The sequence below is a fragment of the Proteus sp. fly-1008 genome, from assembly GCF_040140305.1.
Taxonomy (GTDB): domain Bacteria; phylum Pseudomonadota; class Gammaproteobacteria; order Enterobacterales; family Enterobacteriaceae; genus Proteus; species Proteus vulgaris_B.
Genome location: NZ_JBEEWH010000005.1, coordinates 206,228 through 229,590 on the forward strand (window position 1 = coordinate 206,228; position 23,363 = coordinate 229,590).

The 23,363-nt window shown below is 37.6% G+C and carries 21 protein-coding genes and 2 tRNA genes; 12 read left to right on the forward strand and 11 right to left on the reverse strand.

The genetic code is table 11. The annotated features are described in order from the left end of the window. The 4 genes from ABN256_RS10925 to ABN256_RS10940 form a co-directional block, all read right to left on the reverse strand. On the reverse strand, nucleotides 1-1,934 hold a 1,934-nt coding region (locus ABN256_RS10925; protein ID WP_349439474.1), incomplete at its 3' end, for a hypothetical protein. Between the two features lie 151 nt (nucleotides 1,935-2,085). Then, entirely contained in the window at nucleotides 2,086-2,952 is an 867-nt protein-coding gene (locus ABN256_RS10930; RefSeq protein WP_196554864.1) for a YjjW family glycine radical enzyme activase, read from the reverse strand. Continuing rightward, nucleotides 2,924-4,465 (reverse strand): YjjI family glycine radical enzyme, encoded by a 1,542-nt coding sequence (locus ABN256_RS10935; RefSeq protein ID WP_197269865.1) that lies wholly within the window; start codon nucleotides 4,463-4,465, stop codon nucleotides 2,924-2,926. Before ABN256_RS10935 ends, ABN256_RS10930 begins: the two co-directional genes overlap by 29 nt. A gap of 237 nt (nucleotides 4,466-4,702) precedes the next feature. After that, a complete protein-coding gene (locus tag ABN256_RS10940) occupies nucleotides 4,703-5,437 on the reverse strand; it encodes a YtjB family periplasmic protein (protein ID WP_349439475.1) in 735 nt (244 codons plus the stop codon). Between the two features lie 109 nt (nucleotides 5,438-5,546). Here ABN256_RS10940 and serB point away from each other — a divergent pair, with 109 nt between their 5' ends. From serB to ABN256_RS10960, 4 genes are all read left to right on the forward strand, one after another. After that, nucleotides 5,547-6,524, forward strand: coding sequence for a phosphoserine phosphatase (gene serB / locus ABN256_RS10945; RefSeq protein WP_196554861.1), 978 nt, complete (start codon nucleotides 5,547-5,549; stop codon nucleotides 6,522-6,524). Between the two features lie 37 nt (nucleotides 6,525-6,561). Next, complete coding sequence (gene radA, locus ABN256_RS10950; RefSeq protein WP_072069019.1) at nucleotides 6,562-7,953, forward strand: DNA repair protein RadA; 1,392 nt, start codon at nucleotides 6,562-6,564, stop codon at nucleotides 7,951-7,953. Nucleotides 7,954-7,964: 11 nt separating this feature from the next. After that, nucleotides 7,965-9,209: a multifunctional transcriptional regulator/nicotinamide-nucleotide adenylyltransferase/ribosylnicotinamide kinase NadR gene (nadR, locus tag ABN256_RS10955; protein ID WP_196554860.1), complete on the forward strand. Its 1,245-nt coding sequence runs from the start codon at nucleotides 7,965-7,967 to the stop codon at nucleotides 9,207-9,209. A 377-nt stretch (nucleotides 9,210-9,586) separates the two neighbouring features. Beyond that, entirely contained in the window at nucleotides 9,587-10,726 is a 1,140-nt protein-coding gene (locus tag ABN256_RS10960; protein ID WP_197269867.1) for an ElyC/SanA/YdcF family protein, read from the forward strand. A 90-nt stretch (nucleotides 10,727-10,816) separates the two neighbouring features. On the opposite strand, the gene ABN256_RS10965 is transcribed toward ABN256_RS10960, so the two are convergent. Together ABN256_RS10965 and ABN256_RS10970 are read right to left on the reverse strand one after the other, a co-directional pair. Then, the gene (locus ABN256_RS10965) at nucleotides 10,817-11,167 is read right to left on the reverse strand and encodes a type II toxin-antitoxin system RelE/ParE family toxin (protein WP_196554858.1); all 351 of its coding nucleotides are present in this window, start codon (nucleotides 11,165-11,167) and stop codon (nucleotides 10,817-10,819) included. 14 nt (nucleotides 11,168-11,181) lie between these two features. Beyond that, nucleotides 11,182-11,451 carry a hypothetical protein gene (locus ABN256_RS10970; RefSeq protein WP_072069015.1) on the reverse strand — a complete coding sequence of 90 codons (270 nt, stop codon included), beginning with the start codon at nucleotides 11,449-11,451 and terminating at the stop codon, nucleotides 11,182-11,184. 246 nt (nucleotides 11,452-11,697) lie between these two features. Between ABN256_RS10970 and ABN256_RS10975 the strand changes: the two genes are divergently transcribed. From ABN256_RS10975 to ABN256_RS10995, 5 genes are all read left to right on the forward strand, one after another. Then, a complete protein-coding gene (locus ABN256_RS10975; protein ID WP_349439476.1) occupies nucleotides 11,698-13,245 on the forward strand; it encodes an alpha/beta hydrolase-fold protein in 1,548 nt (515 codons plus the stop codon). Nucleotides 13,246-13,469: 224 nt separating this feature from the next. Next, nucleotides 13,470-14,909 (forward strand): alkaline phosphatase, encoded by a 1,440-nt coding sequence (gene phoA, locus ABN256_RS10980; RefSeq protein ID WP_196554856.1) that lies wholly within the window; start codon nucleotides 13,470-13,472, stop codon nucleotides 14,907-14,909. A 412-nt stretch (nucleotides 14,910-15,321) separates the two neighbouring features. Next, on the forward strand, nucleotides 15,322-16,953 hold the full coding sequence (locus ABN256_RS10985) for a Na/Pi cotransporter family protein (protein WP_196554855.1): 1,632 nt from the start codon (nucleotides 15,322-15,324) through the stop codon (nucleotides 16,951-16,953). 2 nt (nucleotides 16,954-16,955) lie between these two features. Then, nucleotides 16,956-17,504, forward strand: coding sequence for a GNAT family N-acetyltransferase (locus tag ABN256_RS10990; RefSeq protein WP_196554854.1), 549 nt, complete (start codon nucleotides 16,956-16,958; stop codon nucleotides 17,502-17,504). 193 nt (nucleotides 17,505-17,697) lie between these two features. Continuing rightward, nucleotides 17,698-17,961, forward strand: coding sequence for a DUF1435 family protein (locus ABN256_RS10995; protein ID WP_072069011.1), 264 nt, complete (start codon nucleotides 17,698-17,700; stop codon nucleotides 17,959-17,961). Between the two features lie 64 nt (nucleotides 17,962-18,025). Here the strand turns inward: ABN256_RS10995 and ABN256_RS11000 are convergent. From ABN256_RS11000 to rsmC, 3 genes are all read right to left on the reverse strand, one after another. Continuing rightward, nucleotides 18,026-18,112: transfer RNA gene (locus tag ABN256_RS11000), tRNA-Leu, on the reverse strand. Nucleotides 18,113-18,150: 38 nt separating this feature from the next. Further along, a tRNA-Leu gene (locus tag ABN256_RS11005) sits at nucleotides 18,151-18,237 on the reverse strand. Nucleotides 18,238-18,409: 172 nt separating this feature from the next. Continuing rightward, the gene (gene rsmC, locus ABN256_RS11010; protein WP_072064368.1) at nucleotides 18,410-19,426 is read right to left on the reverse strand and encodes a 16S rRNA (guanine(1207)-N(2))-methyltransferase RsmC; all 1,017 of its coding nucleotides are present in this window, start codon (nucleotides 19,424-19,426) and stop codon (nucleotides 18,410-18,412) included. A gap of 129 nt (nucleotides 19,427-19,555) precedes the next feature. Between rsmC and ABN256_RS11015 the strand changes: the two genes are divergently transcribed. The 3 genes from ABN256_RS11015 to ABN256_RS11025 all read left to right on the forward strand — a co-directional run bounded on the left by ABN256_RS11015 (nucleotide 19,556) and on the right by ABN256_RS11025 (nucleotide 21,918). Beyond that, complete coding sequence (locus ABN256_RS11015) at nucleotides 19,556-19,966, forward strand: DNA polymerase III subunit psi (RefSeq protein WP_072069009.1); 411 nt, start codon at nucleotides 19,556-19,558, stop codon at nucleotides 19,964-19,966. Further along, entirely contained in the window at nucleotides 19,935-20,381 is a 447-nt protein-coding gene (rimI, locus tag ABN256_RS11020) for a ribosomal protein S18-alanine N-acetyltransferase (protein WP_151436106.1), read from the forward strand. Before ABN256_RS11015 ends, rimI begins: the two co-directional genes overlap by 32 nt. A gap of 1,342 nt (nucleotides 20,382-21,723) precedes the next feature. Then, nucleotides 21,724-21,918, forward strand: a complete 195-nt coding sequence (locus tag ABN256_RS11025; protein ID WP_000127614.1) for a helix-turn-helix transcriptional regulator — start codon at nucleotides 21,724-21,726, stop codon at nucleotides 21,916-21,918. 16 nt (nucleotides 21,919-21,934) lie between these two features. On the opposite strand, the gene ABN256_RS11030 is transcribed toward ABN256_RS11025, so the two are convergent. Together ABN256_RS11030 and ABN256_RS11035 are read right to left on the reverse strand one after the other, a co-directional pair. Continuing rightward, complete coding sequence (locus tag ABN256_RS11030) at nucleotides 21,935-23,176, reverse strand: tyrosine-type recombinase/integrase (RefSeq protein WP_064497193.1); 1,242 nt, start codon at nucleotides 23,174-23,176, stop codon at nucleotides 21,935-21,937. A gap of 1 nt (nucleotide 23,177) precedes the next feature. Further along, nucleotides 23,178-23,324, reverse strand: coding sequence for a hypothetical protein (locus ABN256_RS11035; protein WP_008845653.1), 147 nt, complete (start codon nucleotides 23,322-23,324; stop codon nucleotides 23,178-23,180). Between the last annotated feature and the right edge of the window lie 39 nt (nucleotides 23,325-23,363).

Sequence of the window (23,363 nt, forward strand, 5' to 3'; positions counted from 1 at the left end):
AAGCGGTCTTTATCCGCTTGAATTTTATCAGCTTGCTCTTTGGCTAAGCGGTCTTTATCCGCTTGAATTTTATCAGCTTGCTCTTTGGCTAAGCGGTCTTTATCCGTTTGAATTTTATCAGCTTGCTCTTTGGCTAAGCGGTCTTGTTCGGCTTTGGCTTTCTCCGCTTGCTTTTCCTTAGTATGAGCATTTTTTAATTCTATTAATCTATTTTGTGCTTCATGATGTATTTCATTTAAATTTGTCAAATTTAAAAAATCTTCAGAATTATTCAATGAACTCAATTGAATATTGATGTCACTCAATGCTTTCAGATGATTTTTTTTATCTTCTTCATATTGTTCATTCTGATCATTTAAAATAACATGATCTTCATATGAAGTTTCAATAAGATCTATTTTTCGCTGATTTTCTTGTATTTTGCTTATGATTTCTTGAATGTTTTTTTCTCTCTCTTTTTTCTGTTTTTCTAAGTTACTTATTGATGAGGAAAGATTGTTATTAAGTAGGTCAATAGTTTCTTTTGATTTTTTAATAATATTTTCTATCAATAAAATATCATTACTAGAGTAAATTTCTTTGATGTTTTCTCGATATTTTTCCTCAATTCTTTTCTCTAATGAGTCTTTGTTTCGCGTTGAAACTTTCCATGCAACAGATTTCCATTTATTATTTTGATCATCAGCAACGCCATAAATAATGTTCCCATCACTTGTGATAGAGAGAGCTTCAGATTCATCACCTTGTGCTAGGTGTTGAAGAGGGTAGGTTTTATTATCATTTTTAAAATAGATAAAGGCTTGCCTTAAATAATATGAATTAGCGATATTTTTATTATATGATGGTCTTTTTCTTTCATATTCAGACCAACCTACAATACTATTACCGTCATCAGAAATACCTGTAGCTTCAGAATTAACTTCAAAGTCTTGTGGTGATAATGGATTGTGTAATGGTTTAATATCAGTGATTCTATTATCAGATGGAGTATAAAAATAAGCTCTACGGAAAAGCCTATTTTTCTGTGGATCCATTGATTCATACCATCCAATAAAGGTATTATTTTTAGAGACAGAATTTATTCTAGATGAGCCGTATTTTGAGGTTGATATTTTATTTAAAATATGATTATCAGGATCATAAATAAAGGCGATGTTGATGTAGTCAGGAGCATGATTTTCTTTTCTTGCTAAAATGCCATAAGTATACTTTCCATCAAAAGTAGCACCTAATATATTTTTATTTTCAAATTCTCTTTCTTTACTTAATAGTGTTTTTTTATAAGCAATAAAACGATTTATTTCTTTATGTTTGATAATATCATTACTCTCAATTTCATTTAATGGAATATTTTTTTTATTGTGAGTACTATAGATAAATGAATCATTAATATCGAATAAGGCATCTTTACCTTTAGAATAAAGGAAGTATTGTCCATCTTGAGTAGAAAAATAACCGTGATGGTTAATATTTTTATGAGATATCCTTTCCATTTCTTCTAAAATAGTATCGTATATAAAGAAGATATCTTGTTCATTCTGAGTTCCTGACCCAAAAGCATAACGACCATTCTCAGAAAGAGAATGAAAACGAATAAAAGAAATACCTTTTATTCTTATAGGGGTAAAATCATTACCTGAATTATAACTTATGTTGCTATCTGTATATATATCATCGGATATAATAATAGTATTTCCAGATTTAGAATTCAGTATATTAGGTAGTGTTCTTTCCTCCATGGAACCATTAAGATGTAATGTATGAGGATTAGTTTTTATATAATCTTTTTCTATACTTTGAAAGTCAAAAGGTATGTTTTTTTTGGCAGATGGATCTAATTCTGAGATTTTGAAATTATAGTTGGCGTAATTATATGATGGGATTACTAATAAAGTGCTAATTAATAATTTAAGCTTTGTTTTATTTATATTCATTGAAGATAAAGCCTTGTGTTGGGAGCAGGTTATCGGAGATTAATAATAACTTCTCAAGCTGTCAATATAAGTGTGCTTTATTTTAAAATAAAAACTAACTTAGTTGTTTTATTAATTAATATATATTTTATTTCTATTTTATTTATTTTTATTATGAATATATTTCTGGGGATTTAATTAAAATTATACCTTTTTTAATAAGTTCTTTTTTTAATAATTTTACATCTTCTTTTTTTGCTGACGCCCATTCTGCTGCTTCTCCATATACACCATGATTATGAAAAGCATTAATTCTCACTGGAATGGATTCCCCCAATGAATTAATAAACAGGGAAAGTAATTCAATATTCTCTAAATAATCGGTTTTTTCTGGAATATATAAAAGACGTAATTCTGTAAGTAAATTATTATTAGCTAACCATTTGATTGACTCTTTAATTCGTTGATTACCTCTTCCTGTTAAATAAATATGGGTATCTTCACTCCAACTTTTTAAATCAATCATAGCACCATCCATATACGGGGCGATTTTTTGCCAGCCATTAAGTGAAAGAGTGCCATTACTGTCGATTAAACAAGTAAGATGCTTCAGATCAGGTGCTTCTTTTATTGCTTTAAAATAATCAATTAAAAAAGGAAGTTGTAATGTAGATTCACCACCACTTACTGTTACACCATTAATAAATGCTGCATATTTACGTGTGATCGCAATAAGCTCATCAACAGTGTAGGTTAATGTCATAGGGCTTGATTGGCGAGGACATTGCTGAATACAGGTGTCGCATTGTTCACAACTGGCGCTATTCCAGCTAATAACGCCATTTTGTAATGAGAGTGCTTGCTGAGGGCAGGTTGGAATACAGTCACCACAATTGTCACAGATACCCATCGTATAAGGATTGTGACAATTCTTGCAGCGCAAATTACATCCTTGTAAGAAGATGGCCAGACGATTGCCTGGGCCATCTACACAAGAGAAAGGAAGAATTTTATTTATTGAAGCGCATCTGCTGTTCATGACTAATAACTCGAGGTTTGCGTTCAGCAATATGACAGTTTGCCGTCGCTTCATCACCCAGCCAAGTGGTATTTAAGCGAGAGCCTTCTTCTTTGTATTTTTTCAAGTCGGATAGGCGCACCATATAACCCGTGACACGCACTAAATCATTACCACCTACGTTAGCGGTAAACTCCCTTAGCCCAGAAGCAAATGCACCTAAGCAGAGCTGCATTAAGGCATCTGGATTTTGTTTAATGGTTTCATCCACTGTTAAAATATCACTGATACCTGAAGTATAAAATTGATGGTGAGGTGCGACAGTCATTAAATGTGTCACGGGATCAGGCTCTTTACCATAAGGAATACGAGTTGCTGGCGTAGTACCAATATCTGAACTAATACCGGATTGTGCATGTAGCATTGCCCGATGTTTCCAACCATATTTAACCGGTGTATCTGCAACAAATTGTGCTAACTTTTCACTGATGATGTAACTGAGTTTATTAGCAGACTCATTATCACCATAAGCAGCTTGTTGACCTTCTTTTTCAAGTAACAGAGCAACCGCTTCAGCCATGCCATAAATACCAAACATGGGTGCAAAACGATCAGGTGAAATTAAACCCTCTTCCACTAAAAAACTTTGGTTAAAAAAGTGAGATTTTTCATAGAGAAACTCACAACGAGCATCAATGATCTCAATTTGTTTTTGCATATAAAAAGGCAATATATTATTAAGAAAATCGAGGCTATTTTGGCTACGCTGTGCAACCTCTTTGAGGTTTATACGCACTAAGGTGCTACCACCGCCACTTTGAGGCAGAGAGTTATAACAACTCACAATTCCATATTCATCTTTGCCGAATACGGCATCTTGCAACGTACCATTAGCTATATGGGGTTTACTGCTGTGGCAAATATTAGTGATGGCTTGGTGAAGTAGATCTGTTGGTGTTGAATTCGCATCGTAGATAAATGTGAGATTAGGGGCGACTTGTTGAAGTTCAACATCCACTTTAAGAATTAATCGGGTAAGAATTGAGTCTTCAGGCCCAATATTGGCATGCATAAACGCATCTGGCAGGGTTCTATCAAGATAACGCCAGAAGCGTTTTAATTTAGGGTAAAGCTGCTCTTCGGTAAGTTCACCCACATAAGGCAGTAAAATTTTATCGATACGACCTAAATATACTGGCATAGAGGTAACCGACGGAACATGATGATAAAGAATAGTGAGCATATTCAGCGCATCATCAAAATCTTGGGCCGGCTCTAATTCTAAATAATGGGAACCTTGTGCTAAAAACTTCGCATAATCCGGTAAGACATAGCGCGGTTTGTAAGGGGCATGACCTTCATACATATCGCAAATAACCCGTTCATCAAGCGCTTTTGCGGCATCCATAGAAAGTGATGGATAAGGCAGCATATTCTCAGCTTCTAACGCGAGAAAATGGCGTTTTTGTTCAGGAGAAAGAGTTGAATTTTCTACGATTTGTTGACAGCGTTCGATAACGGATTGTTCAGTCATAACCACCTCAGTACTCAAAGAGCCAGAAAAAGATTTAAAACTTATTTTTCAGGTTAATGACTTAGTCAGAATTTACCGTGACTTTAAACAAAACCCCTTTAAAGATTAAGGAAATAGCACGAAAATACGTATAAATTAGATATATCTAATTTGACTTATGGCTAATTAGATATAAAAAAGTGAGTTCAGTTAATGATCCACTAAACTCACTGAGTAGTTTGTTAAAAGAGTAAGAATTTATGTTTTATCTATTTTATTATCAGTGTCATTATTTTCTTCTCTGACACTCTCTTTTGATTCATTTCCTTCATTATTTTGATCTTCGCTTTCTTGATCTTCTTCTTTTTCAGTACGAGGCGGTAAATTTGCCGTTAATAAATAAGGCGATTGTTGCCAATGCACTGGTGTTAACTGAAGCAAGTTATGTGAAAGTAAAAAGCCAATGGCGAGCGCAACTAACAGCATCACACGTAATAAATTTGTTGTGTTATCGACTTGGCTTGATTCAGTGACCAACTGGTGAGTATCTAATGTTAGCCTTAAAAAACCCTTCGGTTTATCTTTACCCGGTACGGGAACAACAAGCTGGTGATTAAAAGAACCGCCACTTTTTTGCCCTTCTAGTGCTAATCGCTCTTTAACAGTGACATTTTCACCACTATGCGCTATTTGTGTACCATCTTCTAAATAAAGACTGGCATCAAGCACCCGACTATTGTGAGTTAGATGATTTAAATTAGCCATAATGAGGGGATTTACGTTATCTTTGCTACTGTCATCCAGATAAGTGGATAAAGAGAACGCAACTTGTTCTGCCAGCGTTTTTGCAAGCTCTTCAAACTGGGTAATACGGGCATGCTGATTAGCACGGCTAAAATAAGACGCGCCCTGCATAAGAAATGCCAATAGTGCGATACAAATCAGTATAATCGCCGTTTTTTGTAGTTTGAATTTTAGTTTGTCTTTAAGCATGTTCATCCTTTTGCGTAAGCAAGTATATGCATGTTGCCAGATGAGCCAGAGATAGAATAGGCTGAATAACGATTATTTTGTTCAGACAGGGGAAAACAGGAGAATAAGTATGTCAAATAGTCTGACCTATTGCTATTTACCGGATGAAATCCGTAAATGGCCAGGTCTGCCATTATCACTTAGTGGTGAAGAGGTGATGCCACTGGATTATCGTGCTGGCGATAGCGGATGGTTACTTTATGGTCGCGAACTTGATAAGAAAAGAATAAGTGAGTTCCAACATAAATTAGGCGTGGCAATTGTGGTGGTTTCTTCATGGCGTATTGATGATTACCAAGTTGTGCGTATTGCAGGAAGCTTAACCCGTAGAATTCGCCGTTTATCTGATGAATGTGGCCTAGATGTCGTTCCACTAGGTGAAATTCCTCGCTTGCGTTCTCCAGGCCTTTTAGTGATGGATATGGACTCAACGGCTATTCAAATTGAGTGTATTGATGAAATCGCCAAACTTGCGGGAGTGGGTGATAAAGTTGCGGCAATAACAGAACGCGCTATGCAAGGTGAAATGGATTTTAGTGAAAGTTTAAAACTCCGTGTTGCTGAGCTTAAAGGAGCCGATGCTTCTATTTTGCAAAAAGTGATGGATGATTTACCGCTTATGCCAGGATTAACGAGTCTGGTACGTAAACTTCAAGCAATGGATTGGCATATTGCTATCGCATCTGGCGGTTTTACTTATTTTGCAGACAATTTAAAACAAAAATTACGCTTAGTGGCGGCGATTGCTAATCACCTTGAAATTAAAGATGGCAAGCTGACAGGAAAAGTAAAAGGCACCATTGTTGATGCGAAATATAAAGCTCAAGTGCTTGCGCGTTTAGCTAAAGATTTAGAGATCCCAATGGAGCAAACCATTGCCATCGGTGATGGCGCAAACGATCTTAAAATGTTGAGAAAAGCAGGATTGGGTATTGCCTATCATGCAAAACCCAAAGTGTATGCTCAGGCAAAAGTCGCTATCCGTCATGCTGATTTAATGGGCGTGATGTGTATTTTAAGTGGTGGTTTAAAACACGAAGAACGCTAAAAGCGTTTTTTAGAATTGTTATCGTAGGGAGAGAAGTGTGGCAAAAGCAGCAAAAAGAGCCTTTGTATGTAATGAATGTGGTGCAGATTATCCTCGTTGGCAAGGGCAATGCTCGGCTTGTCATGCATGGAATACAATTACAGAAATTCGTCTTGCGGCCACCCCTTCCTCCCGTAATGAGCGCTTTAGTGGCTTTGCCGGTGATGCTAAAGGTGTTAGCCGAGTACAAAAATTATCTGAAATTAGCCTTGAAGCATTACCTCGATTTTCAACAGGATTTAAAGAATTTGACCGTGTTTTAGGGGGCGGTGTTGTACCAGGAAGTGCCATCTTAATTGGGGGTAACCCTGGTGCGGGTAAAAGTACCTTATTACTGCAAACCATGTGTCTTTTAGCGACACAAATGAAAACACTTTATGTGACTGGTGAAGAGTCACTTCAGCAGGTTGCTATGCGTGCACATCGATTAGGTTTACCGACAGCAGAACTTAATATGTTGTCAGAAACCAGTATCGAACAAATTTGTTTAATTGCCTCACAAGAACAGCCTAAATTAATGGTGATTGACTCTATTCAAGTGATGCATATGGCAGATATTCAATCTTCACCGGGTAGTGTTGCTCAAGTGCGAGAAACCGCGGCTTATTTAACGCGTTTTGCTAAAACCAATGATGTTGCCATTATTATGGTGGGTCATGTGACAAAAGATGGCACATTGGCAGGACCGAAAGTATTAGAACACTGCATTGACTGTTCTGTTATGTTGGATGGTGAAACGGACTCTCGTTTTCGTACTTTACGCAGCCATAAAAACCGTTTTGGTGCTGTTAATGAGTTAGGTGTGTTTGCGATGACAGAGCAGGGATTACGAGAAGTGAGCAATCCCTCAGCTATCTTTTTAAGTCGAGGCGATGAAATCACATCAGGCAGCTCTGTTATGGTTGTGTGGGAAGGTACAAGACCTTTGCTGGTGGAGATACAAGCGTTAGTTGACCACTCGATGTTGTCCAATCCTCGCCGTGTCGCCGTGGGATTAGAGCAAAATCGCCTTGCTATTCTACTTGCTGTTTTACATCGGCATGGTGGATTACAAATGTCTGATCAAGACGTTTTTGTTAATGTGGTTGGCGGGGTAAAAGTTACGGAAACCAGCGCAGACCTAGCCTTGTTATTATCATTAGTATCGAGTTTTCGTAATCGTCCTTTACCACGCGATTTAGTGATATTTGGTGAAGTTGGCCTTGCGGGAGAAATTCGACCTGTACCTAGTGGGCAAGAGCGAATAGCAGAAGCAGCAAAACATGGTTTTAAACGAGCCATTGTACCGAGTGCAAATATGCCAAAGAAAAATCCACCGGATATGAAAGTGTATGGTGTGAAAAAACTGTCAGACGCCTTATCTGTTCTTGATGATTTAGAAGACTTCTAAAGGAGTTAATTATGGGACCTTTTGATTATATCAAACAGGCTATCAGAAAAAATGGGTATACCTTACAACACGTTGCTGATGAAAGTGATATGACAAAAGGCTATCTTAGCCAATTGATTAATAATAAAATCAAGAGCCCCAGTGCGCAAAAAATGTCGGCATTACACCAATTTTTGGGGTTAGAATATCCCATCAAAAAGAAAACAATTGGTGTCATTTTTGGTAAGTTTTATCCTCTTCATACTGGGCATATTTATTTAATTCAACGTGCTTGTAGTCAAGTTGATGAATTACATGTGATCCTCTGCCATGACGAACCTCGCGATAAGGATCTATTTATCAATAGTGCGATGTCACAGCAACCGACTGTCAGTGACAGATTACGCTGGTTATTACAAACTTTTAAATATCAAAAAAATATTCGTATTCATGAGTTTGACGAACACGGTATTGAGCCACAGCCCCATGGTTGGGAAATGTGGAGTGATGGCATAAAAACGTTTTTACGTGAAAAACAAATTACACCTGATTTTATCTATACCAGTGAGCGGGAAGATGCGGATCAATATAATGCTTTCTTGGGGATTGAAACGGTTCTGATTGATCCTGAACGCTCATTTATGAATATCAGTGGCAGTCAAATTCGCCAAGCGCCTTTTAAATATTGGGAATATATTCCAACAGAAGTTAAACCCTTTTTCGTGCGCACAGTGGCTATTTTAGGCGGTGAATCGAGCGGTAAATCAACATTAGTCAATAAGCTTGCCAATATTTTCAATACCACGAGTGCATGGGAATATGGTCGTGATTATGTCTTCTCACATTTAGGCGGTGATGAGATGGCATTGCAATATTCTGACTATGATAAAATTGCATTAGGACATGCTCAATATATTGATTTTGCTGTTAAATATGCAAATAAAGTCGCTTTTGTTGATACGGATTTTGTCACAACACAGGCATTTTGTTTACGTTATGAAGGTAAAGAGCATCCCTTTGTTCAAGCTCTAATTGATGAATACCGTTTTGATTTAGTTATTTTGCTAGAAAACAACACGCCATGGGTAGCGGATGGTTTACGCAGCTTAGGCAGTGAAAAAGATCGTCGCCTCTTCCAAACTTTACTGATGGAAATGCTAGATAAAAACAATATTGAATATATCAAAGTGAATTCCCCTGATTATGACGAACGCTTCTTAAGCTGCGTTGAATTAGTCAGAGAATTATTGATGATGCAATCAAAACATATTAAGTAACATTATGATTAAAAAACGCCATTAATGGCGTTTTTATATTGGAAGGATAAGAATAATCACTTGTCTTAAAACCCAACGCTTTTCTTCCTGAATAAATTCCCTTTATTCTTTGCCACTGATGATCTATCAGAACAAAATCACTTGCCAAAAGATAAAAATACATAAAAAAAACTGCCAAATAAGCTATCTACGTAATAATGCTATTTTTTTCAATAAGGTGAAAAAGGTTACTGAAAATTAATTCAGGGATCTTTATGATAGATATCAGGTATAGATTTATCGGTGTGTATTTCTTTTGCCATTAGGTGTGAGGAGTCACACTCTCTATCTTCATTCGCTCAGGTGAAGCAGACTATTTTTCGTAAAAGGACAAGATAATGGCGCAACCTTCCCGTGTTTCATATCGTATTAAGAAAACGGTCATTTCGTTAGCGATTGCTACTTTAGGTTTTACCGTCTCATCAACTGCATTGGCTTACCAAAAAGTTCATCAGCCAGATAATAGTTATCAGCAATATGTTTCTCAGCGTCAAACAGTTGATAGCTTGATCCAAGATGCGTTAGATGCCTTTAAATCTCCGGCACGAGTGTCAGATGCAGGGTTTACGGGAAAATTGCCATCAAATATGGAAATAGTGGCGCAAAAACTGCAACAAGCTTATAAGTTAGAACCTTACCGTCTCGATTTATTATTTAGCACCGCAAGTGCTTATATCTATAACAATGATGTTCCTCGCGCGATTACTATTTATAAACAGATCTTAGAAGCAGCCCCTGATGATATTGATGCATTAATCTATGTCACTTCATGGACACGTTTTGAAGGTAAAGACAAAGAAAGTGAAGCGTATTTCAATAAATTGAAATCATTAAACCCAGCTAAAGCTGAAGAGATTAGTCGCTTTTTTGCAGAGATTGATCGCGTAAGTAAAATGCCTTTAAGTGATAAATTAACACCAGCAGATTTGGCAAAATTAAATAAAACCAAAGAAAACAACGCGATTGTGACATTGGGTTATGCATTAAATCCCGATGGCACAATGAATAAGATTTTAATTGAACGCTTAAATAAAACCTTAGAAGTGGCTAAACAATTACCTGAAGCCATGATTGTCGTTACGGGTGGCGTGCCAAAAGCGCATCAAACGGAAGGTAAATTAATGGCAGATTGGTTGGTGAAAAACGGTATTGCACCAGAGCGTATTTTCCAAGAAAACTATGCCCGTACAACAGTCGAGAATGCATTATTTAGCCGTTATGCATTAACTAAACATCGTATTAAAACGGCCGTTATTATTAGTTCTGGCAGCCATGTCCGCCGTGCCGATGCGATTTTCACGCTTGCAAGTTGGCAAAGTGGCCCAAGTGATATTACTTACTTAACGGTTGTTGCACCTGATAAACCATTAGCTGAATTACAAAAAGCCAGTAAATCAGATATACAAGGTATTTATCGTGATGGTTTAAAAGCGTTGGGATTATGGAGTTTCCGCAGTTATCCGCTAGAAGAGCGTTGATGGGCGCGTTTTAACGCTAATTAACTTAGAAAAAAATCTCCTCAATAACAAAAATGATTGAGGAGACTTTTATCATTTTCATCATTTTCATCATTTTTTCAATATTAAACAACGATAAAGCATTCCTTCAATATCTTGTTTTGTACTTATAAAAAGTAATATATCGACCGTATTATTTTCTTCATTGAATTCATATAAACAACGAAACTGACTGTTCACATCAATACGTTCATGAATAGCGATCCCTTTATCTGCCAACATTGCATTATAACGATAACGGGTAGGATCTTGAGAAATAGCATCAATAGCTGAGTCAAAAAGTTGATCTATAAATACAGCAGCGGTTTCACTGTTATTGATGCAACTGAGTTTAAATGATTCCGCATCTTTTAATGACCATAGAGCTGTCTCTGATACTCTAATGTTTACAGTTTTTTTCAAAAGCACCTCTAATATTAAGTTCGAGATCCACGTAGTTTTCTTTTGACATCTTCAGGAGACATAACTTGCTCATTTGCTATATCTTCTTTCGCTATCATTACCAATTTCAATAGAGCATTTGATTGACGCTCTTTTTCTCTTTCTTGTAACTCCAGTTGTCTTTCTTCAGCTGTTTGTACAAAAAGCTCCGCTTGACCATTTTTTGTAATATAAACACCACCTTGAAATAATTCTGGATTACCAAGTCCTTCTCGAGCTAGTTTTTGCGACATCGTTATAGACATAATAATTACCTTCATTTAATTGCTATTCATATGCAAGATAGACATAAATAGCGAACTCCTATAATTATTGACTTTATCTTGCTATCACATAGGGAGTGATAATGATTATTTTATTATTTTTCGCTGCGGTGTCAAATTTATTATAAATTTGTACACGCTTAATTTTTATTGAATTGATAACAATTATCATTACTATTGTTTCTCACAATAGTTTATAACGAGAATAATAAAGTGAGAATTCCTCTGATGATATGCGCATTGATGGCCTCTTTTTCCAGTTTTGCTAATTGCTTAGACGTAACTGAAAATAAAGAAATGACAGGTCAGTTTGATAACAACAATACGTTGTGTTTTACCGCTCATTTAGAAAGCCAACGCTATGTTGAATTAAACGTAAAAGGGATACAAAACCTGTGGTTAGAGAAACAAGACGGCACTCATATTCGTAGTTTATTAAAAGATATTCCCGCTGATGGCCAACAGAAAGTACGCTTTCTATTACCTGAAACGGCAAATTATCAATTAGTTGCACAGGGCGAAACTAAAAAGCAGTGGCAATTCACGCTAACAACACAACCTTATCAGCCTTTAGATAAAGATGCGGGGATTGCACCTGTTAGTCCTCGTTTACAAACACTCGCTCAACAACTAAATCAACAAAGTATTCAGGTGTTTTGGCAACAAATACGCCAAGAAGGGGCTCCTCTGATTGAGCCTTATGATAATGACAAAAAGTTAGTCACCTTTTTATGGCGAGGAGCGAAGTCGAATGTCTATTTGTTGGGATCGCCAGAGGGTAATCATGATCCGTTAACACATTTAGCCAATAGCGATATTTGGTATCGTAGTTATATCGTGCCTAACGACACATTAATGCAATATAAATTAGCGCCCGATGTGCCTGTTATTGAAAATTCAGAACCCTTTGAGCAACGTCGCGCGATTTTAACCACCGCTCAAGCCGATCCGTTTAATTCCCAAAATTCTCCAAGTCAATCTGAGGATATCTATAATCACTTTTCTTTATTATCGTTAGACAAGAAACGTGAATGCCAATTACCCGGTATTCTTGATAGAACAATGAAAGGCAAAACAGAAATTGTTCGTTTTCACAGTGAAATCTTAAATAATGATCGTGAAATAGCACTTTATCTGCCAGCACAAAAAATGGAAATACCACGAGTCCTCGTGTTATTCGATGGTCAAACGTATCGTCGCCAATATGGTATTGATAAGTTTTTTGATAAGCAGATCGAGGAAGGAAAATTAACACCTATGATGATCCTATTTGTTGATAGTATTGATAGTGATCGCCGTAGTGTTGAATTACCACCAAATCCTGATTTTTACCGCTTTTTAGCAGATGAATTATTTGTTTGGCTAGAAAAAGAGAAGGGTATTCAAGTTTCAGGCGAAGAGACAATAGTCTCAGGATCAAGCTATGGCGGATTAGCTTCTTCATGGGTTGCTCTTAATCGCCCTGATCGCTTTAGTAAAGTGTTGAGTATGTCCGGCTCTTATTGGTGGGCGCCCGAAAATGAAGAGCCTGAATGGCTTATTAGACAATTTGAGCAAGCAGATAAAAAGCCATTACAGTTTTTCTTAGAGGCAGGGCTATTTGAAAGTCGTGGTGATAAAGGCGGTATTTTAAATAATAATCGTCACCTTAAGCAGGTTTTAGAGCAAAAAGGTTATCCGGTTCAATCACTCGAAATGGCCAGTGGGCATGATTATATTTCTTGGTGTGAAACCCTGTATTTGGGGGCTAAAGCATTAACCCAAGAGAATGACTAGTTTAAGATCTCAACTCGATACCTCGCTTTAACAATATGCTTTAATACAACAGAAGCTTATACATGCATTCGCGGTATAAGCTTTTTGTTTGTCATTAACTTGTCATAAAGTTGTCATCGAAATCGCTTTTACTCTTCATTTCTCTGTCATTTAACTGCCGTAAGCTTTTCCTGACTTAAAACATTAATCCTGTTTTTTTTACTTTAGAGTGCAAGGAAAAAGCTATGTCTCATCGTTACCAACGTTCTATTTTATCCGTTATTGTAACAACGCTATTGGCTGGCGCGAGTTTCTCTTCTTTTGCAGCTCCCGTTGCTGCTGATGCAATTTTGGCACAAGATCGCGCAGCAAAAGGTAATATCACGGAATTTGGCGGTGCTCGCCGTATGACTCAAGATCAAACTGAGGCATTAAAAGCAGCTTTAAATAACAACCAAGCAAAAAATGTGATCCTCTTTATTGGTGATGGTATGGGGGATTCTGAAATCACTGTTGCACGTAACTACGCTGAAGGTGCGGGCGGTTTTTTTAAAGGCATTGATGCGTTACCAATGACGGGTCAATACACACACTATTCATTAGATAGAAAAACACAAAAACCTAACTATGTAACAGATTCGGCAGCCTCAGCAACGGCATGGGCTTCTGGTGTGAAAACGTATAATGGTGCATTAGGGATTGATGTTTTTGGTAAGGATCACCAAACCATTTTAGAATTAGCAAAAATCAATGGAAAGGCAACGGGGAACGTGACTACATCTGAAATTCAAGATGCGACACCAGCTGCACTATTTTCCCATGTCTCTGGACGTAAATGCTATGGTCCAGTTGAAACCTTAGAAAAATGCTCAACTAATGCATTAGAAAATGGCGGTAAGGGTTCTATTTCTGAGCAATTATTAGTGACTCGTGCAGACGTTACGTTAGGGGGCGGTGCAAAAAGTTTTACTCAAACTGCTACAGCAGGAGAATACAAAGGTAAAACGTTAGAGCAACAAGCCATTGAGCGTGGTTATCAAATCGTCAAAGATGCAAAATCGTTAGACGCAATTACCTTGGCAAATCAAGATAAACCGATATTAGGCTTATTCCATGAAGGGAATATGGCTGTTGCATGGGAAGGCCCTAAAGCGGTTTATCATGGCAATATCAATAATCCGCCATTAGAGTGCAAACCTAACTCTAAACTCGATCCTAATGCGCCAACATTGGCACAAATGACTAAAAAAGCGATCGATTTACTGAAAACTAATGAAAATGGTTTCTTCTTACAAGTCGAAAGTGCCTCTATTGATAAGCAAGATCATAATGCTAACCCTTGTGGACAAATTGGTGAAACGGTTGCGTTAGATGAAGCTGTGCAAATCGGTTTAGATTTTGCGAAACAAAATGGCGATACGCTGATTATTGTCACCGCTGATCACTCTCACTCTAGCCAAATCATTGAAGCTGATGTGAAATCTCCTGGCTTAACACAAGCATTGATCACGAAAGATGGTGCCGTAATGGTCGTGAACTACGGTAACTCAGAGACTGATTCACAAGAGCATACCGGTTCTCAATTACGTATTGCGGCTTATGGTCCTCATGCAGCTAATGTGGTTGGATTGACGGATCAAACAGACTTGTTCTTCACAATGCGTGATGCAATGGGACTGAAATAAATTTAAGTTAATACCATAGTCTGTCTGAATTTGTAGTCGAATTGCCTTACTAACTTGTTGTATTTTCACGCGACGTAGAGAGATACCCTCTCGTCGCGTTTTTTTATGTATTAATTAAAATAAAAGGATAATAAATCAATAGGTTATTTACAGCTTGATTTTGAAAGTGACATATTCTCTGTTATAATTAACAGAACTTACAAATTAATTTCTGTAATATTCTCAACTTCTCCATTGATTATTGCACTTAAATTGCAATATCTTTTTGTCTAATAACCCAACGTGTTATTAAGGCATTATCCATAAAAATCTTTTCTCAGATGTATTATCTGCTCATGGTCTTTCTCTTTTTATGAGATTGAAGGAGAAACAGAGTCAAACAAACAACGATAAAAATAAGGTTATTATTTCTATGCTGACACTGCTTCATTTACTCTCATCAGTCGCACTTCTTGTTTGGGGAACACATATTGTTCGTACAGGGATCATGCGCGTCTTTGGCTCTGATTTACGCCGAATTTTAGGTAAAAGTATTAATAAAAAATCCAACGCTTTCCTTGCGGGGCTTGGGGTAACGGCATTAGTTCAGAGCAGTAATGCAACGGCACTTTTGGTTATCTCTTTTGTGACACAAGGACTTATTTCGATTACACCTGCACTTGTTATTATGTTAGGTGCGGATGTAGGTACGGCACTTATGGCACGAGTGCTGACGTTTGATCTCTCTTGGTTATCCCCACTTCTTATTCTTATCGGGGTAATTACTTTTTTAAGTCGTAAAAAAGAGCGAGTAGGGCAACTTGGGCGTGTAGGGATTGGCCTTGGTTTAATTATTCTCGCTTTGCAACTGATCGTGACATCCGCAGAGCCAATTACCCATGCGAGCGCTGTACAAGCTATCTTCACATCATTAAGTGGAGACACTGTTTTAGCTCTCTTAGTGGGCGCTTTGTTTGCCATGGTGAGTTATTCAAGCCTTGCTGCTGTTTTATTAACGGCGACATTAAGTGCGACAGGGTTAATGCCTTTGTATATCAGCTTATGCATTGTGATTGGTTCTAATATTGGTAGTGGTTTGCTGGCATTAATGAGTAGCCGAGGACAAAATGTTGTTTCTCGCCAAGTCGTATTAGGAAGCCTGTTTTTTAAATTGATTGGTGCATTTCTGGTTTTACCTTGGATAACCTTGATTGCGAATAAAATTCAGCAATACGGTTTTTCTCCAGCAGAAGTCGTTATTTATTTTCATGTTATTTATAATCTTGCACGCTGTGTATTGATGATCCCTTTTGTCGGCATAATGGCAAAATTATGTCAGCGACTTATTCCTGAATTACCAGCCACAGGATCTGAAGTTGCGCCTCGTTATTTGGATCAATCTGCTATTGATACTCCATCTTTAGCTATCGCTAATGCGGTTAGAGAATCACTACGATTAGGTGATGTTGTGGAACAAATGTTGCAACGTTTTACTGCATTAATGGAAGGTGATCGTCAGCAAAAAAGGGAAATTAGCCAGTTAGAAGAAGAGGTTGAATTGCTCCATAGCAGCATTAAATTGTACATGGCGCAAATTCAGCAGCATGATCTGGGAGCTGAAGATTCTCGACGCTGGGCGGAAATTATTGATACAGCTATGAATTTACAACAATCATCCGCTATTATTGCGCGCATGTCAGTTGAAGTGGTGAGTAAAGGTTTAAATCATCACTTATTTTTATCGGAGGAAGGGCGTCGTGAATTACAGACACTCCTTGAGCGTCTGCAAAGTAATCTGAATCTGGCGATGTCGGTATTTGTTTCCGGCAACATGGAACATGCTCGTAAGTTACGTCGAGCAAAACATCGTTTCCGTTTACTTAACCAACGTTACTCGTTTGCACATGTAGAACGTCTTCATTTGCATAATATGCAAAGCATTGAAACCAGTTCTCTGCATACCAGTTTGCTTGGTGATATGAAACGGTTGAATTCCTTATTCTGTGCGGTGGCTTACCACGCACTAGAACGAAGTGAATCATCATCAGAACAGGTTAATCTTTAATAATGAAAAATGTTATTCGGCAATTAACACGAAATGAAATTCCACAAGTTTGGGAAATCGATAGAACTGAGCTAATTGAAAAGCTATATGTATTAAAAGAAGGAAAGTTGCTTTTATCTGAGCAGCGTTTTGATATGAAAGGTTGGCCAGAAGGTGAAGCAGAACATTACACCCCTGTTTTACTTGAAAGTTTTGATCGTGGAGCACCTTTTTGGGGCGTTTTTGAACATGATCGATTAATTGCTGCTGTAAGTGTTGATCCGAAAAAGCGCGGTAAAAATGATAGTCTACTTCAACTCTCTTTTTTACATGTTAGCCACCAGCAACGTGGGCAAGGTTTAGCACGAATACTCTTTGACTATTGTGTGAAATATGCGAAGGAAAATGGTGCAGATGGATTATATATCTCATCAACACCTTCTGAAAATAGTGTGAACTTTTATCAGCATTTAGGGTGTCACTTAATTGATATTCCTGATCCTGAACTTTATGAAAGAGAGCCTGAAGATATTCATTTGGTCTTTTATTTTATAAAGCCAAATAATGCATAATTTCGTTTATTGATAACATAATAAAATAAAACGCCTTTTATTGAGAAATAGAAAGGCGTTTTTTTATGTTTTAGAAAATGCTTTAACCCTTTAAAAATTAAGGATATAGAGAGTTTTTTTTCTTTATATAAGTTGATTTAGTACAGGTGTTATATATAATAATGAAAATCATTATCATTAATGGTGAGTTATTATGGCTAAATCAACACGCTTATCTCCAGTCGCTTCTTGGACATCTCGTATCAGTTTATGGGAAATGTTAGCTGTTTCTTCTTTATTCACAGTCATTATGCATTCTATTGCTGGAACATCTGCATTTACGTTAGTTTTAGTTGTTTCAATGCTGCTATCAACATTGATGCTATTCCATAAGAAATTGCAGATGTGGGTGATGATCCCTGCTGGTGTTGTGTTGACTTATAGCTTAATGACATTGTTAACCACATATTATGGATAATAAATAGGGAGCAATAAAAGATTATTAACGGGTTGTTATCAAAGGAAAAGAAAGGTTAATTGAGTGGTGCGAAGAGGGGGACTTGAACCCCCACGTCCGTAAGAACACTAACACCTGAAGCTAGCGCGTCTACCAATTCCGCCACCCTCGCAGTCTTACTCAATTATTTAGCGTTACAAAAAATGTGTTTGGTGCGAAAAGGGGGACTTGAACCCCCACGTCCGTAAGGACACTAACACCTGAAGCTAGCGCGTCTACCAATTCCGCCACCCTCGCAATCTAAACATTATCTTTTGTAGATAGGAGGCGAATTTTAGGCCTTTTATTTTTAGCGTCAATTATTTTTTATCATTAAATTATCTTGGTGATGAAAAATAAAACACCTTGAATTATCATTCAAAATCGGCCCCAAAAAATAAAGCCCTGTTTTAGATAACAGGGCTTGTGATTAATCTTTCTTAGTGGCTTGGTAAACTTTAAATTTACCTGTTGATGCAAGCACTTCATGAGAGCCAAATACATGATCCAGTATGTCTGGATAAGGGATAAATGAATTCGCTACAATGCGTAATTTACCGCCTTTTTTTAGGTAATTTGGTGCAAGACGAATAATATCTTCAGCCGCGGTATAGCTTGTACCTAAACCATCATGGAAAGGCGGATTTGAGATTATCCAATCATAAGTTTCTTCAACGGCAGAATAGACATTACTCGCAATCACTCGGCCTTCTAATTCATTCACATTTAATGTCGCAATACTGGAAGAAATTGCAGCTGCATTTACGTCACACAAGGTGAGTTTCAGCATTGGATTTTTCTTGCCTAATACTGTAGCGAGAACACCACATCCGCACGCCATATCTAGTAAATCACCCACCATTGCATCATCAAAAGTTGAAAGTAATAAACGGCTACCTTCATCTAATGCATTTTGGCTAAAGACACCTGGTAATGCCATTACGGTTAAATCGTCATGACGATAGGTTTGCCACCAGTTATTACGGTCAAACAGTGTTTGATATGTTTGTGTACCAAAAAATAAGCTACAACGGCGCGCTGAATCTATTTTTTTTAGTTTAGCGATACCGTTCATTAATTCGGTTGCACTTTTAACACCGCTACGGTTTTCACCAACGATAAAGATTTCAGTACCCACTTGTAAGTTAGAGCAAAGGCTACGCAGTTGGAAAGTGGCTTCGTTTTTATTTTTAGGCCAAAAATAGATCAAGGTATTGCAATATTTCACAAAGGATTGATCTGCAACTAAACCGAAGAGTGCATTATCACCCATTGATTTTAGTAATGGTAACCATTGGTGATATTGGTTTGTATATGCTCTGACACTTTTCGCCTGGATCTGTGCCGCAAAAGTATCTTGAAGATCACCTGCAATAAGTACATGCCTGTCTGCGAAATGATCTAGGTGACGAAGAATAACTTCGCTAGCAGGGGACAGTGAGGACATTATGATTATTACTCCTTAAAAAACATGAGACGCATGATATCAGATATAAAGAAACCGACGCTATTTATTGGCGTAGTTTATGCCCTCTGATACTATGTACCGTTGTTCTACACTTGATAGGTAAGCATAATGAGCCGTAAAGACAGAATGTTATCCCAACTAGGAATTCGTCAGTGGGTACTTCGTAAGCCTGCTGTGTTAAAAGGCGAGCATTCTGTGCAATTTCCGGATACAACACGTTTACTTATCATTACTGATGATACCGTTGATCTAAATAACGGGCTTTTCTCTGATATTTTTAGCGCCATGGGGATAGATAAAAACGAAATCTATTGTATTACAACAGACGATGTGAGCATGCTCACAGAATCATTTGATCTTCCCTGTTGGTTATTAGGCACTGATCTCATTCTTCCCTCTGAATATACTTCTTTGAGAAGCCCTTCATTGCATCAATTATATTTTGATGCCGATGCAAAACGCGATCTTTGGAAACAAATCTATCAATATGAAGACCATTTCACCCTTAAACCCTGCTGATTTACCTTTAGCATGGCAAATAGAAAAATTAAGTCATTCATTCCCTTGGAGTGAAGAAACATTTTATAGTAACCAAGGAAGTCATTATTTTAATCTGAAAATTTGCATTGATAATATTATTGTAGGTTTTGCAATTACGCAATTAATATTAGATGAGGCAACACTTTTTAATATCGCAATCCATCCTGATTATCAGGGGAAAGGTTACGGCAAAGCACTATTATTGGAACTGATTGAAACACTTGAGAAAAAAAATATCACTACCTTATGGTTAGAAGTGCGAGAATCTAATGAAAAAGCGTTCAATCTCTATGAATCTATAGGATTTAATTTCGTTTCAAAACGTAAAAACTATTACCCAACAAAGACGGGAAATGAAGATGCGATTATCATGGCTTACCCTATTTCTTTCTAAGTAAATATTTATTTAAGTTAAATTTAAAGCGCCTTGTATTGGGCGTTTTTTTTATTTTATATAGAATGGTTGAAATTTATTTTTTATTAATTTTATTTAAAAATTATCTTAATTTTCACTTAATGGAAATTTATCAAGTTAATTTCACTTTTGTCATGCTTTCATTGTGAGATTAATGTGATTATAACGATGTTAAAATAGTGAATGATATATAAAATAAGTAAATCGAGTATTTGGTTTTGTTTTAAATAAAGTGATTTATCTCTAAATATACAGAATTAAATTTAAAATAAATGTGTATTTGTTTTAAATGTTATATTCAATCCCGCTTTTAGCTGAAAATAAATAGGCTAATTCTTGGCTTTATTAGTAGCTCATAAAGTCAGTTTATAAAATTTTTAGTAAAATAGTTTTATTGTGAGTATCAATGAAACAATGTTGCTCTATAAGGCAATAGATATGATTAATTTTTTCAAACACTAGGCATCACACCCACAAGCAGATAAAATAGTAACCATTGATTGTTTATACAGACAAGATAGGCGAAAATAAGCGCCAATTAAGATTAACTTGCGAGTTGAATGTCTTTATAGTCACTTTAATTATTAGTTATATAAGTATATCAGTGCTTTACATTCACTCGTCTATCAACCAGAAGATCACCATTGATGTCTAATCCTATTTTTCAGCAAGAAGTTGCTCGTCGTAGAACTTTTGCCATTATTTCTCACCCTGATGCCGCCCAGCCTTTCAACGCTTAAAACCACCTTTCATTGCACACCACAATCACATCTCTACGTACTGAATTTAAAGGCTTTTTGTCTTTTTCTCGTTTCTTTGCTTTTCAATGATGTTCAAGCGTAACCTCGGAAAGTGTGTACAAACTTGAGTACAAATTCCGTTTTAGAGGCCTTTGGCGAAATTTCCATGACACAAATCTGGCTGTAGGCCTTGCTGTTACTGGTTTTGATGAAGAAAGTACCTCCTGCTTTTGGCACTTTGGTTTCGACATTACAAAAGCGGAATAAATGCGATCATCTCTAGTTTTTTGTTTATAAGCTTATGAATTTAAAGGGTTCGTTATTGTGGTTTTTGGTGTGTCATCGTTGCGAGTGTACAAACAGTGTGTACAAATTTTTCTCGTTAGGCATGTTGATTGCTATTCATGACACAAACCGCCTTGTAGCCCTTGTTATTCATAGGTTTGAGCTGAAAAGTACCTAATAGCAACATTTGTGTTTTGATAAGGCTGATCTTCTGAACAAATCATGCATCTTTCTGACCATCAACAAGTGATGAATCAGGCGATGATAGCTTTACATTGATTTTCAGGAGAATGCAGATGACAGCAGTAGCGCACCAGGTAACCCCTTTTCTAACGTCTTACGAAGTGATGGCTCGTTACCACATTAGCTATACGACGCTCTGGCGAAGAATAAAAGATGGCAGCTTGCCGCAACCTCGTATCAACCGAAATACACGAAACAAGCTGTGGCACATTGAAGACTTGGAGGAGTATGAGAAGAAAGAGGACTGAGCCTCTTTCTTTTATTTTACTGTCCGAAACGCCAGTTGAATGGAAAGCCTGTCGGCTCGATGATGGTTTCTAGTTGTTGATACCAAACGTCGTAAGCATGACGCATTTCATCCAGGTACTGATATTGGTTATAGATAGCATCCAACCCTTTTTTGCTGTGGCCAATCATCAACTCGGCAACTTCTTGCGTCGTGATGGCAGACATTCGCGTTCGCATCGTTCTGCGAAGATCATGCATAGACCAGTGTTCCATCTCAATACCAAGCGATCTGCGAGCCCAGATTTTCACATTGTTAGGAATAGTGGTATCAAAGCCATTTGTGGCAAGCTCTTCTTGTCCGTTCGCGGGAAACAAGTAGGTTGATTTGCTCATCTGCATCGCCAGTTCAATAAGCTCAATAGCTGGCTTAATCAATGGCCGCATGATCGGCGCTCCAATTTTCTCACCTTGTTTGCGGATCTCTATGGGCACTGTCCACATTGCAGATTGCAAGTCAAAGTGATGCTTTTCAGCTTGAATGAGTTCGCCCTTGCGCCCTCCCAATAAGAGAAGCAGTTTTATGTAGATGCGATTCTTCTCAGTGATTTTTGACTCATGCAAATACCGCCAAAGTATCCTGATTTCGTTGTCGTTTAGCACCCGAGTTCGTTTGCCTTTCTTGCCGCCGACTTTCTTTGCAGTGATTCCAGCGGCAGCGTTAATTTCCAAAATCTGTTCATCTATCAGCCAGTCATAGAACTTATGCAGTACAGACACTAGGCGTTCTGTGTTTGAAGGGGACGACTCCGAAACCTCACGAAGACAGTTACGCAAGGATAATTCATTGATGTCAGTTAATGGGTACTTGCCAAGTCGGGGCAGCAAATATATTTCACTGCTGCGTTTTTGGTAGTGCCACGTTGTCTCCTTTAGCCCTTGCTTACCGGCAGAGTCTATCCAGTCTCGAAAAATCGATTCGAAGCTTTGATTGGCAGAATACTTGGCCCGTTCCTGCTGTAGGTAGAGCTTGGGGTTTCTGCCCTGGTCGAGTACAGCCCTTAACCTATCCAGCTCATTCCTAGCTTCAGCAAGCTTCATAAGTGGGTAAGTACCTATGTCTACCCGCTGTTGCTTGCCATCGAAACGATAACGAAACTGAAAAACAATTTTGCCCTTGGGCGATACCCGAGCACTTAGCCCATCTCGGTCGGCTTTTACTACGGTTTCTTTTGCTTCTTTATTTAACCTGGCATCGAGCCAGCTAACTGATAACGCCATGTTATAAGCCCAGCCCTAGTTTTGATTTTAATGATTGTTTACGTGATTCTGCTTTGGGTTCTGGCGCTGTACTCATAGAAGTCACTTCACCATCTGGAGCATGGCCATCCACCGGTGCAGATGTCGTGGATAGATTGGGTTGGCTCATGTGAATTAACCCAAAGGTGGCCATCATCCGCAGACGCTC

What these genes read in the sequence shown, in the direction of transcription:
- ABN256_RS11015 (WP_072069009.1), top strand. Translation starts at nt 19,556, where the DNA reads ATGAGCCGTAAAGACAGAATGTTATCCCAACTAGGAATTCGTCAGTGG.
- ABN256_RS10985 (WP_196554855.1), top strand. Translation starts at nt 15,322, where the DNA reads ATGCTGACACTGCTTCATTTACTCTCATCAGTCGCACTTCTTGTTTGG.
- ABN256_RS10995 (WP_072069011.1), top strand. Translation starts at nt 17,698, where the DNA reads ATGGCTAAATCAACACGCTTATCTCCAGTCGCTTCTTGGACATCTCGT.
- serB (WP_196554861.1), top strand. Translation starts at nt 5,547, where the DNA reads ATGTCAAATAGTCTGACCTATTGCTATTTACCGGATGAAATCCGTAAA.
- ABN256_RS10940 (WP_349439475.1), bottom strand. Translation starts at nt 5,437, where the DNA reads ATGCTTAAAGACAAACTAAAATTCAAACTACAAAAAACGGCGATTATA.
- rsmC (WP_072064368.1), bottom strand. Translation starts at nt 19,426, where the DNA reads ATGTCCTCACTGTCCCCTGCTAGCGAAGTTATTCTTCGTCACCTAGAT.
- rimI (WP_151436106.1), top strand. Translation starts at nt 19,935, where the DNA reads ATGAAGACCATTTCACCCTTAAACCCTGCTGATTTACCTTTAGCATGG.
- ABN256_RS10970 (WP_072069015.1), bottom strand. Translation starts at nt 11,451, where the DNA reads ATGTCTATAACGATGTCGCAAAAACTAGCTCGAGAAGGACTTGGTAAT.
- ABN256_RS11035 (WP_008845653.1), bottom strand. Translation starts at nt 23,324, where the DNA reads ATGAGCCAACCCAATCTATCCACGACATCTGCACCGGTGGATGGCCAT.
- ABN256_RS11030 (WP_064497193.1), bottom strand. Translation starts at nt 23,176, where the DNA reads ATGGCGTTATCAGTTAGCTGGCTCGATGCCAGGTTAAATAAAGAAGCA.
- nadR (WP_196554860.1), top strand. Translation starts at nt 7,965, where the DNA reads ATGGGACCTTTTGATTATATCAAACAGGCTATCAGAAAAAATGGGTAT.
- ABN256_RS10990 (WP_196554854.1), top strand. Translation starts at nt 16,956, where the DNA reads ATGAAAAATGTTATTCGGCAATTAACACGAAATGAAATTCCACAAGTT.
- ABN256_RS11025 (WP_000127614.1), top strand. Translation starts at nt 21,724, where the DNA reads ATGACAGCAGTAGCGCACCAGGTAACCCCTTTTCTAACGTCTTACGAA.
- phoA (WP_196554856.1), top strand. Translation starts at nt 13,470, where the DNA reads ATGTCTCATCGTTACCAACGTTCTATTTTATCCGTTATTGTAACAACG.
- ABN256_RS10975 (WP_349439476.1), top strand. Translation starts at nt 11,698, where the DNA reads ATGATATGCGCATTGATGGCCTCTTTTTCCAGTTTTGCTAATTGCTTA.
- ABN256_RS10935 (WP_197269865.1), bottom strand. Translation starts at nt 4,465, where the DNA reads ATGACTGAACAATCCGTTATCGAACGCTGTCAACAAATCGTAGAAAAT.
- ABN256_RS10930 (WP_196554864.1), bottom strand. Translation starts at nt 2,952, where the DNA reads ATGAACAGCAGATGCGCTTCAATAAATAAAATTCTTCCTTTCTCTTGT.
- ABN256_RS10960 (WP_197269867.1), top strand. Translation starts at nt 9,587, where the DNA reads ATGGCGCAACCTTCCCGTGTTTCATATCGTATTAAGAAAACGGTCATT.